The sequence below is a fragment of the Vibrio astriarenae genome (genome assembly GCF_010587385.1).
Classification (GTDB): Bacteria; Pseudomonadota; Gammaproteobacteria; order Enterobacterales; family Vibrionaceae; genus Vibrio; species Vibrio astriarenae.
Window position 1 is genome coordinate 971,665 of the sequence record NZ_CP047476.1, and the last position, 13,997, is coordinate 985,661.

The 13,997-nt window shown below is 45.4% G+C and carries 11 protein-coding genes; 7 read left to right on the top strand and 4 right to left on the bottom strand.

The features are described from left to right. Positions 1–6: 6 nt before the first annotated feature. The 4 genes from GT360_RS18695 to GT360_RS18710 form a co-directional block, all read right to left on the bottom strand. On the bottom strand, positions 7–801 hold the full coding sequence (locus tag GT360_RS18695; protein ID WP_164650465.1) for a hypothetical protein: 795 nt from the start codon (positions 799–801) through the stop codon (positions 7–9). Positions 802–1,013: 212 nt separating this feature from the next. Next, a complete protein-coding gene (locus GT360_RS18700) occupies positions 1,014–4,130 on the bottom strand; it encodes an efflux RND transporter permease subunit (protein WP_164650466.1) in 3,117 nt (1,038 codons plus the stop codon). Between the two features lie 5 nt (positions 4,131–4,135). Further along, positions 4,136–5,218 (bottom strand): efflux RND transporter periplasmic adaptor subunit, encoded by a 1,083-nt coding sequence (locus GT360_RS18705; RefSeq protein ID WP_164650467.1) that lies wholly within the window; start codon positions 5,216–5,218, stop codon positions 4,136–4,138. A 32-nt stretch (positions 5,219–5,250) separates the two neighbouring features. Next, positions 5,251–6,606, bottom strand: a complete 1,356-nt coding sequence (locus GT360_RS18710) for a TolC family outer membrane protein (RefSeq protein ID WP_164650468.1) — start codon at positions 6,604–6,606, stop codon at positions 5,251–5,253. A 213-nt stretch (positions 6,607–6,819) separates the two neighbouring features. Here GT360_RS18710 and GT360_RS18715 point away from each other — a divergent pair, with 213 nt between their 5' ends. The 7 genes from GT360_RS18715 (at position 6,820) to GT360_RS18745 (ending at position 13,994) form a co-directional block, all read left to right on the top strand. Then, positions 6,820–7,029 (top strand): cold-shock protein, encoded by a 210-nt coding sequence (locus GT360_RS18715; RefSeq protein WP_164650469.1) that lies wholly within the window; start codon positions 6,820–6,822, stop codon positions 7,027–7,029. Between the two features lie 12 nt (positions 7,030–7,041). After that, on the top strand, positions 7,042–8,031 hold the full coding sequence (locus GT360_RS18720) for a hypothetical protein (protein ID WP_164650470.1): 990 nt from the start codon (positions 7,042–7,044) through the stop codon (positions 8,029–8,031). A gap of 162 nt (positions 8,032–8,193) precedes the next feature. Then, positions 8,194–8,925: a winged helix-turn-helix domain-containing protein gene (locus tag GT360_RS22095; protein WP_420825451.1), complete on the top strand. Its 732-nt coding sequence runs from the start codon at positions 8,194–8,196 to the stop codon at positions 8,923–8,925. Then, on the top strand, positions 8,898–9,449 hold the full coding sequence (locus GT360_RS18730; protein ID WP_164650472.1) for a hypothetical protein: 552 nt from the start codon (positions 8,898–8,900) through the stop codon (positions 9,447–9,449). Before GT360_RS22095 ends, GT360_RS18730 begins: the two co-directional genes overlap by 28 nt. Positions 9,450–9,859: 410 nt before the next feature. Next, positions 9,860–10,378, top strand: coding sequence for a hypothetical protein (locus GT360_RS18735; RefSeq protein WP_164650473.1), 519 nt, complete (start codon positions 9,860–9,862; stop codon positions 10,376–10,378). Between the two features lie 25 nt (positions 10,379–10,403). After that, positions 10,404–11,594 (top strand): carbohydrate porin, encoded by a 1,191-nt coding sequence (locus GT360_RS18740; protein ID WP_164650474.1) that lies wholly within the window; start codon positions 10,404–10,406, stop codon positions 11,592–11,594. 1,035 nt (positions 11,595–12,629) lie between these two features. Then, positions 12,630–13,994 carry a V-type ATP synthase subunit B gene (locus tag GT360_RS18745; protein WP_164650475.1) on the top strand — a complete coding sequence of 455 codons (1,365 nt, stop codon included), beginning with the start codon at positions 12,630–12,632 and terminating at the stop codon, positions 13,992–13,994. Positions 13,995–13,997: the final 3 nt, after the last annotated feature.

Consider the following 13,997-nt stretch of genomic DNA (forward strand, 5'->3'; position numbering starts at 1 on the left):
ATCAGACTAGAAGAACCACTTAACGCCAATTTCAGCCTTTAGCTCAACATCTCCTTCGTATTCTTTGCCATCAGGAGTTACGATGTCTGCACTTCCGTATTGCAGCTTAGTCATTAGCCACTGAGTACGATTTTGCTTGATTGGCGCGTTAAACATCAGATTAAATGCCTTAGACTCCATCTCAACCACATCGCCTGTAACTTTAAAGTACTCAGGCCACGCTTGAATGAACGCACCTGCGTCGCCAATTGGCTGAGTCACAAATAGGTTCGCCATGAAACCATCTGCCGATTTACCCATAACATTACCCGTCGTGTAAGCTAGGTTTGGGAACACCATCGCACCAAAGGTGTACTTTGGATTGATCAAAGCGATCGCACCAATCGACAACAAGGTTGTATCATCAAAACCACTGCCTTTAAGCTCACCGGCTTCACCGTTCATGTGGATTAGATCGGTTGAAATGCCCACGCGTGGCATTAGCGGATTGTCCATCGCGTGAACTTGGAAGTATTGAGCACGACCATTTTGGTAATCTAAACCAAGCTTGTCTTTACCCTCTACCTTAGCTTTGTCATTACCAAAGTTACCCTCAACAAAACCCGCAAACTGAATATCCTCTGTCCAAGCGCCGGTGAACATTGCCGATGCACGCATGTCAGCATCAGAGGTAACAAACAATGCAGCTTGCGTATATACACGGGTTAGGTCTGATGGGTCGATTACATCAGACTCTTCAGCAAATGCTACTGGAGCCGCTAGAGCAGCCAACATAGAAGTTGTAATAAGTTGCTTTTTCATAATTTTACCTTAAAAAATACGACTACTATGAATCCTTTCGCGCAGTACTTTGTTTATATTTTTTTCCTGATTTTTAAATACACTGTTTAAAACAGGGTACTTATAGGAACCACTAATTACTGTGAACGTATTTTTCCACAGTAGATAAATCCTCCTTAGCCAAACATGAACATATATTTAAAGCTCAACTAATGACTAAGGAGGCTGCTTAATTAACCACGTGATTTAAATTTTTCACGCAGGGTTTGGAACACAGCGTAGAAACCCGGGGTCATCACCGAGCCCACCACAAGCACCACCATCATGCCGCCTAGCAGTGCAAGGCCGGTCGTGTTCTGAGAGATCGCACCAGCACCTTCGGCAAATACCAGCGGTAAAATACCCAAGATAAATGACCAAGAAGTCATGTTTACCGCTCTAAAGCGCATCTTACCGCCCTGAATTGCCGCCTCTTCAATCGATAGCTGCTCGTCTTCACGCTTGATCTTCGAGAACTCAACCATCAAGATGGCGTTTTTCGCGGCTAGAGAGATCAACAGGATCAAACCTATCTGACCGTAGATCGACAGTGCTTGACCACCTAGCAGCAGCGCAGCGTACGTACCTACAGCCGCCGTTGGCGCAACGATAATGATCGCGGCTGGCAGAGCCCAAGATTCATACTGAGCCACAAGGAACAGGTAGATAAACACCAGTGCAAGAATCAAAGCAATCTGCGCCGTGTTACCCGCTTGCTTCTCTTGGAATGCCATATTGGTCCATTCGTAGGTGTAACCTGCGCTCAATAACTCTTCTGCCACGCGCTCCATAGCCGCGATAGCTTCACCTGATGAATAACCAGGCGCTGGGTTTAGCTGCAGACGTGCCGCTGGCAGCATGTTGTAGCTGGTCACTAGATCCGGCTCAAGCGTTGGCTTGATTGAGGCAAATGTAGAGAGTGCGACTTGCTCACCAAAGGTTGATGGCACATGAATGCGCAACACATCGTCAAGGTCATCACGTTGCTCGCCTTTCGCCTGAACAAACACGCGGTAGCTACGACCATTTAGCGCGAAGTCATTGACATAGGCTGAGGCCAAGTGAGTTGCCATTGCATCGTTAATTGCACCTAGCGTCACACCCATTTGACGTGCTTTCTCACGGTCAATTTCAACACTGTAGTGCGGCACGTTGGCACGGTATGTGGTCATCGCATTGGTGATCTCTGGTGCTTCGTTTGCCGCAGCCATCAATGCGTAAGTCATGCTCGCAAGATCTTGTGCGCTGCCACCTGACGTATCTTGAACCATGAACTCTAACGCATCACCCACACCGATACCTGGAATTGGCGGCAGACCCATGGTAATACTCATCGCCTTATCAATTGCAAACAACTGACGGTTTAGGCGCTGAACCACATCTGCTTGAGTATGATCACCTTCCATTGCTAGGCGCTCGTCCCAGTGTTTCAGGTTGATAAACATGGTGGCAGAGTTTGATGCCAGACCACCCGTCAGCGCGTTAAAGCCGATAGCACCCGCATAGTTTTCAATTGCTGGATCATTATTAAGAATGTCTTCAGCTTTCTTAATCAACTCGTGAGTACGTTCTTTCGATGCGTTATCCGGCAAGAACATCGCCATTGCTAGCACGCCTTTGTCCTCTGACGGAACAAATGCCGTGGGTAGGCGCTCGTTCATCACGACAACCGATGCGATTGCTACCGCAAACGTGATCACAAGTACTGCGACTTTGCGAACCATCAAGGTTACTGCTTTGCCATAAACGTTAGTGACTTTATCAAAGCCTTTGTTAAACAGCTGGAACCATTTCGCTGGAGTCTCGTTACGCTTCATTACCATCGCACACAGTGCAGGCGACAGAGTTAGTGCATTGACTGCAGAGAGTACCAATGCAATACAGATAGTGATCGAGAACTGAGCGAACATCAGACCAGTGATGCCTGGTAGCAGTGCCACTGGGATAAATACCGCCAGCATGACCAAGGTCGAGGCGATAATCGGGCCCGTCACCTCTTTCATTGCTTGCACAGTGGATTGCTTCGCGCTCCACTGAGGGTTTTCTTCAAGGATACGTTCAACGTTTTCAACCACCAGAATGGCGTTGTCTACCACGATACCGATTGCTAGGATCATGCCAAACAAAGTCACCGTATTGATACTAAAGCCACCCATTTGCATAAAGGCAAAAGTACCAATTAGTGAAACGGGAATAGCGACAACGGGTGCCAATGTTGCGCGCATATTACCTAAGAACAGGTACGTTACTGCAACAACCAGAAACACCGCGACAAACAAGGTCTCAACGATACTCTTGATCGATGCATCAACTGACAACGTGGTGTCGTAAGGGATCGCATAGGTCATATCAGCCGGCAACAGATCTTCAATCTCTTCCAGAACCGCTTTGACTGCCGCGCCAGTATCCAGTGCGTTCGCATCAGGGTTAGCCTGCATACTTACCAAGGCTGCTGGACCACCGTTATAAAGCGCGTACGCGTCATAGATCTGCGCACCGATCTCAATTTTTGCCACGTCACCAAGGTACACATGAGAGCCATTTGGCATAGTTCGAACAATGATCTGCTCAAACTCTTCAGCAGAGTTAAGGCGACCTTGAGTGATCAAGTTAAACTGCAGCGCGCTGTTCTCGCGACTTGGTCCCTGACCAATACGGCCCGCTGGGGAAACTGCGTTTTGCTCACGAATCGCGTTCTTAACCTCAACCGTGCTTACACCAAGCGCAGCCATACGATCGATATCAAGCCATACACGCATACCATAGGTCGCACCGATCAGTTCGCTGTTCGCAAGACCAGGAACACGTGCAATTCGCTCCATGAAGTTAGCTTCAACCCAAGTGTTCATCTCTAGTTCAGAGATCGAATCAGAAGGCGAATAAAAAGCGATCGCAAGCAAGTCATCCGGTGAGGCTTTGCGGATACGTACACCACGCGCACGCACATCGAATGGCAACATGTTTTCAGCAACCGCGACGCGGTTTGACACGTTGACCATCGCCATATCTGAATCGACACTGTTGTCAAAGGTAATGTTAAGGAAGTAACGACCATCATTGGTCGAGCGCGACTGCATGTAAACCATGCCGTCAACACCGTTCACTTCTTCCTCGATTGGGTTACCAATCACCTCTTTAACGGTTTCCGCACTCGCACCTGGCATAAAGGCCACAACACGCACCTGTGGCGGAGTCACACTTGGGTACTCCGCGATCGGCATGGTTTTGATGGCGATCAGACCGATTAAGGTCAGAAATATCGAGATAACAAACGCAAATTTAGGGCGTTCAATAAAAAATTTACTTAGCATCGACCCTACTCCGCGATCACCACGAGATCACCCTCGCGAATACGCTGTAAGCCACCGGTGATCACGGTATCTTGTGGCTCTAGACCAGCGGTAATAAACACGTCTTGCTCAAGTCGATCTGTTACCTCAACCTCAACCTTGGTTGCGGTGCCGTTATCGACAATAAAGACGTACTGAGACAAGGCATCTTGGTATACGGCTTTATGAGGAACCGTTACGCCCACCACAGGCTCACTTGGTCTTAGGCCAACACGCACGTATTGATTCGGGCGGTATGCCATATCATCGTTAGCAAACTCAGCCGCCACTTCAATTGCACCCGTCGATGGGTTGATTTTGTTATCAACAAAGCTGATTTCGCCGAGATCAAATTCTTCCTGACCATCAAGATGCAAGCTAACTAGGTCACGGTCTTCTGCTTGAAGTTTATGACGAGCCAGATCAGTCTCTTTAATTGAGAAGCTTGCCTCAATTGGGTGAATTTGCACAATGTCGGTTAGAGGGCCAAAGTTCGGACCAACCATGTCACCAATCGAGAAGTTGGTCTTACCCAACTGGCCACTGTAAGGCGCGCGAACCTTGGTTTGTTCAAGGTTATCTTGTTGCACGACTAGGTTGGCTTTCGCAGACTGAACACGTGATTTCGCCATTGACAACTCAGCAGCGCTTACGTCCAGTTGCGCCTGCGAGATACCGCCAGTTTGCAGCATATTTTGGTTACGTTTGTGGTTAAGCTCGGTCAACGCTAGCGCCGCTGTCGCTTCTTCCAGTGTTGCACGTGCAGCATCAAGCGCCGCCTCGTAAGAGGTTGGGTCAATTTCAAACAGAACATCGCCTTTCTCTACCATGGCACCATCTTCAAAGCGCTTGCTTAATAAGTAGCCAGTCGTGCGTGGGGTTAACTTAGCAGACTCAATCGCCTGCATACGACCAACAAAGTGATGGGTTGGGCTATGTTCAAAGGCTTGCGACTTAACGACAGTAACCGGTTTAGCCGCAGGAGCAGCCGCTTGCGATGCGCTGTCAGAAGAGTCACCACAGCCAGTAAGAAGTAATGCCGTTGCTAAATACAAGGGGCGTAATTTCATTTTCTATCTCTTTTATTCACTTGTTGTTGCCACTAAAGGGCTTTTTGTGATGTCAGTGCATTCACGTCAATAAGGTCTTGCTCTGTCAGCTCGCCAGCAAGAAAACGCAGTTGTAAAGAGGCGATCAAGAAGTCAATCTGCGAGTTACTTAATTGCTGCCTTGCTTGGTACAACTGGGTGGTGGCATTCAGCACATCAACAATGGTGCGGTTGCCAACCTCAAAGCCTTGCTCGGTTGCGACCAGTGCTGATTTCGCAGAGCGAACCGCCTGCTGGTAGGCACGTTCCGCACTTTCTAATGCGCGAAGATCTTTTTCAGTGCTGCGGATATCTCGCGTAACTTCACGCCAGGTTTGCTCTTGCAGTTGCAAAGATTGCTGGTATTGAATATTGGCTTGTTCAACCTTGCTGGTGGTGGCACCGCCGCGGTATACCGGCAGGCTCATCGCGATGCCGGCAAATAGGGTTGAGTTGTTATCAAGGTCGTTAAAGTCGCCCTTGCTGTCATTCATGCCGTTTGAGCGAGACTGTGAAGCGAATGCATAGCGGTACTCCGCGACGAGACCAAGGGTTGGCATATGACCCGCTTCAGCTAAAGCAATCTGCTCACGAGAAAGTGACACAAGCTGCTGTTGGATCTGCATCTGTGGATTTGCCTTCTGAGCTTTCTGTTCCCACTGACTGAATGTGGCTTTTGGTGCCTCAAACTGCACTTGCTCAAGGGCAAGTGGCAATACTGAGTCGTAGCTTTTTCCGGTCAGCTCATACAGCGCATCGAGGGCTTTATCGACACTATTTTCAGCAAAGATCACCGATGTCAACGACAGGTCATACTGAGCCTGAGTCTCTTTAACATCGTTCTCTGGCACTAGGCCATTAGCAAATCGGTGCTTCATCTGAGCCAGTTGCTCACCAATCGCCTCGAGATTGGCCTGCGCCTGTTTCAGACTTTCTTGCTGCTTAAATGCGTTTAGATAGCTAGCTGCCACATTGAGCTTTAGCCCTTCTAAGGCAACTTGATAGCTTACTTGAGTTAGCTGAGTGGTTTGCTCCGCCAAACGTGCGCTAGCATTGAGCTCGGAGTTATAAAGGTTTTGCCCTGCACGCAGTGATGCCTCAGCGCCTTGACCATCGGTTTCATTCATTGTGGTCCAATCGTTACGCAATGCGCCGTATTGCAGACCGGCATCGACTTGTGGTCGGTACAATCCTGAGATTTGCTCTTGCTGACGTTGCGCTCGTTCGATTTCGTAGGCTGCCGACTTTAGCTCTGGATTATTCTCCAGTGAGTCTTTATACAAGCTCGACAGGTTCACCGCGCTCGCATTCGCGTTAGCACAAAAGAGGGTCAAACTAATGCACAGAGACAAGATGTTTTTGTTGTTCATACTGGTCGCCCATTTGGTGGTCTTGTATTCATCAACCCATAGAGATTGATAAAAATGCTGGGCTATTTTTGCTTTTTGACCCGAAGAGCGAGAGTTTATGTGGAGCGTATTTTGTTTTTGATCATGAATTGACTGTGAAATGTGGCAAAATCGTGGACAAGGTCCAGCTACCTTGGTATTTAATTAATTACTTATTAATTGAATTGAATGAACATGTACCAGTTAAAAGCCCAAGTGACTTGGTTCAATCAGCAAAAGGGGTTCGGCTTTGCCGCGCCAGATATTGTCGCTATCGACGTGCTCATTGATGTGAGTTCGTTAGATACTCCAGACCTACAACTTTATGCGGGAGACCGTGTCTACGTTGAGGTTTCAAAGGATCACGATGGCCGCTTTCAAGCACATCGAGTCATCTTGCTTTAGAACGGAATTATTATGACTACTATCGCAAAGCGAGGCCGTCCAAAACTGACAGAAACCGTCAAATTAGAACGAAAAGTAGCTTGTCAGTACATTAAGTTGATAGAACTACGTAATCAATTCAATGTCAGCGTGCCTAAGTTGCATCCAACTTTGACTCCTAGTCAACAAAAAGCTCTTATCCAGCCAATATTTTCAGTAGCAGAAGAGTACAGATTTTGGTCTCAACTAGATAATGATTTACTGGCTATCCAACGGCACTCTTGCCCAAAAACTCGCTTCGATCAGTCGAGTGTTGAGATCTTGGCGCGACTGGACCAACTTATAATCAGCTATGAGCTGGTTATTTCGTCACGCCAACAGTTAGAGCAGCAAAGTTCACTTGCAGTACCTAATGATTTTGAGCTGTGGATTGAGCTTGTCAATCAGTTGAAACTTCAACCATTTGATACACAGACCCATCAACTATATCAGTTAGCCCGCTTTTTATATGGCTTACTGTATCCATCGTTTCAAATTGACCAAGTAAAACAGATTCGTACCATCATCCGTACCGTATTAGACCTAATTAAACACCATCGCTTGAGCATGGTTTATCACATTACCCCGCCTAATGTGACAGGTCGGCCTACGATTCCTTTACCAATACAGGTTGTTAGAGCAGAAGAAGAATTGATCACCCAGTTTAATAAGTTGAGTACTCTGTATAAGTTTCATCAACTTAAAATTCCAACCCCAAAATCGATCGCAGCTAAATATAGTGACGCACAGTTATCGACACTCGGACGTCCCAAGTTAAGTGAGCGCCAGAAACTTGAGCAAGCCATATTGAGAAGGGAAAAAGAGCTGATAGACCTGACTGACAAACACTCAGCTCAACCAGAACTTCAAAAAGTAACTGCGGCAAGAAGAGGCAGAAAACCAATGACCTACCAGGAAAGACACAAGAAACTGACTCAACAAATCACAACTTTAAAAACTCAACTACACCTTTTGCTAAAGTAAGTCGATATACCACACAAATGTGGAGGTATAAACTGAGGAGCGTGAGTTGTTTATAGACCACTAAAACAATCAACATATTGACGTACTAATAACATTCTATATTATTAGCCAACTTCTGTGGGCAATCGCAAATAAATAACACTCTACTGAATATTAGATCCAATGAGCTATTACTTGTTAAACCAGTCAGTTATCTATGATGGACTTACAGGGAAGCTTGTATCACTAAGGAATGGTCAACATCATCAACTACGCTCTAACGAGTGGAAGTTGTTACAACTGCTCATTGACAATGCTGGACTCGACATGACTGTCCCACAGATCTTAGAGTCTGTTTGGAAAGGCAGACGCGCTAAATCCAGTGTTGTTACTGCAATCAAGAACCTGCGTCATCAACTAGATGATAGAGTTGATTCCCCTAGTTTCATTCAAACTCAGGTAATGTCCGGTTATGTATTTATCGCTCAGGCGGAAATAATAACTCAGCGAGATGTAAAGCGATTACTGGCTCCACATCGCTCACACTGGATTCGTATTGTCTCACGCTTTCATCATATCCGATGGCAATTGGCTTGTTATTTGGCTAATGCCGCATGTCTAGCTGTCATCGTGCTTACCAGCCTGTCTCTATTTCGTCTAGGTGCATTTGATCAATATGTTACGATGAGGCAAAGCACAAGGGTAGTTCCAATGATAATCGCTACGCCGAACGGTGAAGCACCAAACAAACGAGCCATTAGGATATGTAACTCATTGCTTTTCGACGCAGAGCAAACATCTCGGTTATACCAATTACCGGTAGCACCCGAAATTACCTCACCTCACCCAAGTTTGACTTGGTCTACTCATAATCGTGATTTATTAAAATGCCATCTACCACACATAAATTCATAACCATATTGCTGTTTCTGGTTGCAATTGGCTTATGTATCTTTAATGAGGCTTATCGTAGTGCTCATCCTCTTTCCAAGGTCAATGTTGGCACCACATGGGGCTTTGTTCATCGTGGCTATCCTAGCCAGTTTGGTTATTTGAGTAATTATTGGGATCTGAGGGTCGTTGAAACTCATGGTCAAATCTATATTGATACCGACACGCGAATTTATGCTCTTGCTTTTAAACTGTATAACTCTGAGAAAATGATTGGCGAGTTTTCCATACAATTTAACGTTGATTGGGAACTTAAAGAAAATTACCTTTACGTGTCAGTTCTGGAGCAGAGTATCCAAATCAACTATGTATCTGAAGGCTTTGATATTGAGCCAGTTCGAGGAATGTTGATCGATTTCATCCATGATATTTCTAAGTCCCCTAGAGAGCTGATTTCCAAGACCAATCAGGAACTGGTTTTCGATATTCCATACTTGGGTATAACTCGAACTAAGCGACTTCCTGAACCAACGTTGATCCAATTTTAAACTCACCTACGCGTGAGTGTTTACTTATCTCTATTACTATACAACTTCAATCAATTAGGAAAAATTTACCCTAGCAAACACACTAACACACTGTTAGTCATCTACTACTTTACTTTTACTTCGACCTTCCTCATTGTTTTCACCGGTGCGCAAAACCTCCCTTTTCTCTTGGCTATCACTTCCTCTTCTATCTTTCGATTGCTTCATTTTCTTACCCAATATTGCCAAATACATCACATAACTGTTCTTAGCAAATCGAACCAACGAGTGAAACGTCAAATAAAATAAATAAACTTAGATGAATGGCCATATAAAACAACAACATAAACACAAATATAAAAAAAAGTAATTTAGTTTTTCCGTGGCACATTACTTTAACCTGCCCCCCTAACTCCGGCTAGGTGACGTATATGTTTGTTTTAAATAGTCCCAAAGTTAGCGATCTCACTTGGCTAATGCAGGACATTATTCGTAGCGTCAGGGAAGACCAAATAGCAATACTGCCCAAGGAACGGGTATCCATCACTGCACAAATTGACTCATTGATTGAGCAGACTGAGGGAGCTGAGCAATACCTTCATTCCGATCTTAATAATGCTTTAAAGCTCTTAGAGCGGATCTCGATCGTGGTCAACTTACATCGATACGCTCACCTGGCTATCCAAATTAATCGGGCAAGAGCGCTGATCAATTCGTTGATCGCTAATCAAGACACTAAACCGTCTGCATGTACCAACCTGCTGGCTGCCTATTTGAGTACTCACGGCATCATCACAAATCAGGCTGAACTGTATTGTGGAAACAAAGCCAGTATCACATCAGCTTATCAGACCGGCACCCTCACACTCAGTGAAGCGATTGACGCCTTTGAGGCTATTGTCGCGTGCAGTAACAAATTACAGATAAGCCAATTATCTCGAGCTTGTTAGCTATCATATAAAAGGAAATTCACCCATGACCAAAGCAGTTCGCTTTCTCCCCTTACCCCTTATCATCATGAGCGCTAGCAGTGTCGCTAGCACGGGCTTTAACCACACTCTCACCGGAGACTGGGCCGGTATACGCTCTGATCTAAATGCCAATGGCTTTAACTTCGATATCGAGTACACGAATACACTCCAATCTGTTGTTGCTGGTAGCGAGCAGAAGGATCTCAATAACTCTCATCGATTCGATATGATCACTAGCCTAGACCTTGAAAAAATGGGACTTTGGGAAGGTGGCAAGTTGACCACTCAATTGGTTGCACGCGGTGGCACAGCCAATGACTTCGGTTACACTGGCCTGTCAGCACCTAACGCTGGTCAATATGGTCACGATGAAGATGTGTTTATCTCCTCTTTGTTCTATACCCATCAGTTTTCGTCGGCAACTAACATGCACATCGGTAAAATCGATGCCTTTGAGCTGCTAAGAAATGCACCATTCTTTGGCGGAGCAACGCGTCATGGCTTTTTGAATCTTGCCTTTGCTGCGCCACCAAGTGGGGTTACACCTCCGTCTTTCGTCGGCGCGATTGCCAACCACACTATCGATAACTGGCGCCTTAGCGGAATGATTTACGATCCGCGTGACCGTTATACCGATAGCCTTGATATGAGTGGTCTGTTTGAAGATGGGGTGAATGTCAACCTGTCTGCGACCTACAATACCGATTGGTTTAACCGCAGCAGCTCTATCTCAACCTCGCTTACCTACAGCACAGAAGAAGGCACCGACTTCAGTGATTTAAGTGCTACTGCCCAGTACAAGTACAACGCTCGTGTGCAGGTAAATCATAACCTGGTAGAGCGTGATGGCGACAGTTGGGGTTTATACCTGCGTGCTGCGCTGGCTGATGGCAATCCGAACATTATCGATGGTACCTTTGTTGGCGGCCTAGGTGGTAGTGCCCTGTTCTTCGATAGACCAATGGATACTTGGGGCCTAGGTTACTACTACTATGATCTTTCGAACGCTCTCCAAGATAGCATCAACCACATATCACCGGAACTTGCTCAGGATGAAAGTGGCTTTGAAGCTTTCTACGCTTACCAAGCAATGCCGTGGCTTACGCTAACAGGTGACATCCAGTATGTTGTCCCAGCCCTAAGCACCGACTCAGCGGCATGGGTAGCAGGTCTGCGCACCAATATCCGTTTCTAAGGCTATTGGCTCAATCATAACCCATATAGAGTGACCACACGGTCACTCTTTTTTTGGCTTGCTTCAAGCTTCCCCCTTTCAGCCTCAATGATCTTGCATTACCTAGAGCACTAGACCTGCCAATACACACGTTTTAGACTTGCTAGCATCGACTCTAGTGCCAATTAGCACTATTCATCATAGTAATTATGTTGCCGATGGAACTGTAGACACCTAAGTATATCACCTGAATCTAAACAACATTTTAGGATTGAACTCTGAGTCCGTAAGCTAATTATTGACCAAGATTTTTTAGTAAGTAATTTAAAAACCCTAAAGTAATTACAATCTATATCACTGTATTATCAAGTCAATGTTATTGCATTTTATTTCTATCAATAAACACATAATCATCTAGTACAAAAAACAATATCCAATCAACCCCTACATCTGTTCGCCGCTAGAAAATCAATATTATTTAGCACAATTAAAAAACAGCCCCACCATTAAAAACCCTTAGGTTAATCATCAAGATCATATTTATGACACATTTAATTATTTACATATTAAATCTTACGATAGATATATAGAAAAACACTCATCCCTGTTTAGTTACATTTGTTACACTTTCTTAGTGCATAACAATTCCGATATCTAAGATTTCACTATTGATAATAGTGAGCCGCCTCTCAGAATTACACAACAAATTCTGATGCAGCACACTTTTTACTCTGAGCAAAATTAGATCAAACCTTTTTACAACAATAACTTATGTTAAGGCCTGGTTTGGTGGTGGATTTTTAAACCTATAGAATATTCGAATAACTATTTCGCTTTAACCGATGCAACCAAAGTCTTTGCTTACAAATTATCACACTTTGACACAACTCTAAGGTATTAAATCCTGCTATTCGGACTAACCTAGGCATGTCTTGAATTAAGGCGGAATTTATCTCCACAATGCCATCTTAATTCAATGACCAACTAATCAGTTATTTTAATAACAAGCTAAATAACTGAAAAACTCTTCCTTTAAGTAGTAATCAAGGAACTGTGATGTCGCAGAGTCTTTTAAGATACACCAACATACTAAGTATTGTTGGTGATTTGATTAAGGTAGAAGTACCCAAACTTAATAGTGAAAATGCCACAGCCAAATATGGCGATCTTGCGATGATTGAGCAAGATGGTGAGAACTATTCATTAGCTCAAATCATTAAGATTGATAATGAAGAAGTCTCATTGCAGGTATTTGCAGGCTGTAAAGGTCTATCGACCAATGCCGCAGTCTGTTTTCTAGATCAGCCGATGAAGGTGACTTACTCACCGAACATTCTTGGTCGTATTTTCAACGGTGCAGGTCATGCTATCGATAATGGACCTGAGCTCGAGACCGATCCCAAGGTTGAGATCGATGGCCCATCGGTCAACCCTGTCCGTCGTACACTGGCTTCACGTATGGTGCGAACCAACGTGCCAATGATTGACGTATTTAACACCCTCGTTGAATCACAGAAAATCCCAGTATTCTCGGTTGCGGGTGAGCCGTACAACAAGTTCCTATCTCGAATTGCGATTCAGGCAGAAGCGGACGTGGTTGTGTTCGCAGGCATGGGTCTTATTTACGATGATTACCATTTCTTCAAAACCCAGTTTGAAGAGGCCGGTGTTTCCTCGCGCACAGTGATGTTTGTTAACCAAGCCTCCGACCCAACTGTTGAACGTCTGCTTGCTCCCGACATGGCGCTATCCGTGGCTGAACACTTTGCAGTGGGTGAGAGCAAAAACGTGCTCGTTTTGCTTACCGATATGACCTCGTATGCGGATGCGATGAAAGAGATTGGTGTCTCTATGGACAAGATCCCTTCGAACCGCGGTTATATGGGTGATTTGTACTCACAGCTTGCTAAGCGTTACGAAAAAGCCTGTGACTACAAGGGCGCAGGCTCAGTGACTCTGCTTGCTGTTACGACGATGCCAGGCAACGACGTTACACACCCAGTACCAGATAACACCGGCTACATCACGGAAGGTCAGTTCTACCTTCACGATGGCGTCATTGATCCGTTTGGCTCTCTATCTCGCCTGAAACAGATGGTTGTCGGTAAGCAGACTCGTGAAGATCACGGTGCGCTGATGGATGCCCTGATCCGCTTGTATTCTGAGGCCGTTGAAGCAAAGCAGAAAGAGGCGATGGCGTTTGAGCTTTCTGATTACGACCGCAAAACCCTTAAGTACGGCGATCTGTTCAAGAAAAACTTTATGACGCTGGATGTCGATATGTCGCTGGAAGATGCCCTCGACCTTGGCTGGAAGATCCTTGCAGACTGCTTTGAAGCGGAAGAAACACTGATCAAAGACAGCTTGCTTGAGCACTACTGGCCATCAAACCAAACTTCCCCTGTTGAAGCGGAGGTTTAATCG

Coding starts and splice junctions, on each gene's coding strand:
- GT360_RS18695 (WP_164650465.1), bottom strand. CDS start 801: ATGAAAAAGCAACTTATTACAACTTCTATGTTGGCTGCTCTAGCGGCT.
- GT360_RS18700 (WP_164650466.1), bottom strand. CDS start 4,130: ATGCTAAGTAAATTTTTTATTGAACGCCCTAAATTTGCGTTTGTTATC.
- GT360_RS18705 (WP_164650467.1), bottom strand. CDS start 5,218: ATGAAATTACGCCCCTTGTATTTAGCAACGGCATTACTTCTTACTGGC.
- GT360_RS18710 (WP_164650468.1), bottom strand. CDS start 6,606: ATGAACAACAAAAACATCTTGTCTCTGTGCATTAGTTTGACCCTCTTT.
- GT360_RS18715 (WP_164650469.1), top strand. CDS start 6,820: ATGTACCAGTTAAAAGCCCAAGTGACTTGGTTCAATCAGCAAAAGGGG.
- GT360_RS18720 (WP_164650470.1), top strand. CDS start 7,042: ATGACTACTATCGCAAAGCGAGGCCGTCCAAAACTGACAGAAACCGTC.
- GT360_RS22095 (WP_420825451.1), top strand. CDS start 8,194: ATGAGCTATTACTTGTTAAACCAGTCAGTTATCTATGATGGACTTACA.
- GT360_RS18730 (WP_164650472.1), top strand. CDS start 8,898: ATGCCATCTACCACACATAAATTCATAACCATATTGCTGTTTCTGGTT.
- GT360_RS18735 (WP_164650473.1), top strand. CDS start 9,860: ATGTTTGTTTTAAATAGTCCCAAAGTTAGCGATCTCACTTGGCTAATG.
- GT360_RS18740 (WP_164650474.1), top strand. CDS start 10,404: ATGACCAAAGCAGTTCGCTTTCTCCCCTTACCCCTTATCATCATGAGC.
- GT360_RS18745 (WP_164650475.1), top strand. CDS start 12,630: ATGTCGCAGAGTCTTTTAAGATACACCAACATACTAAGTATTGTTGGT.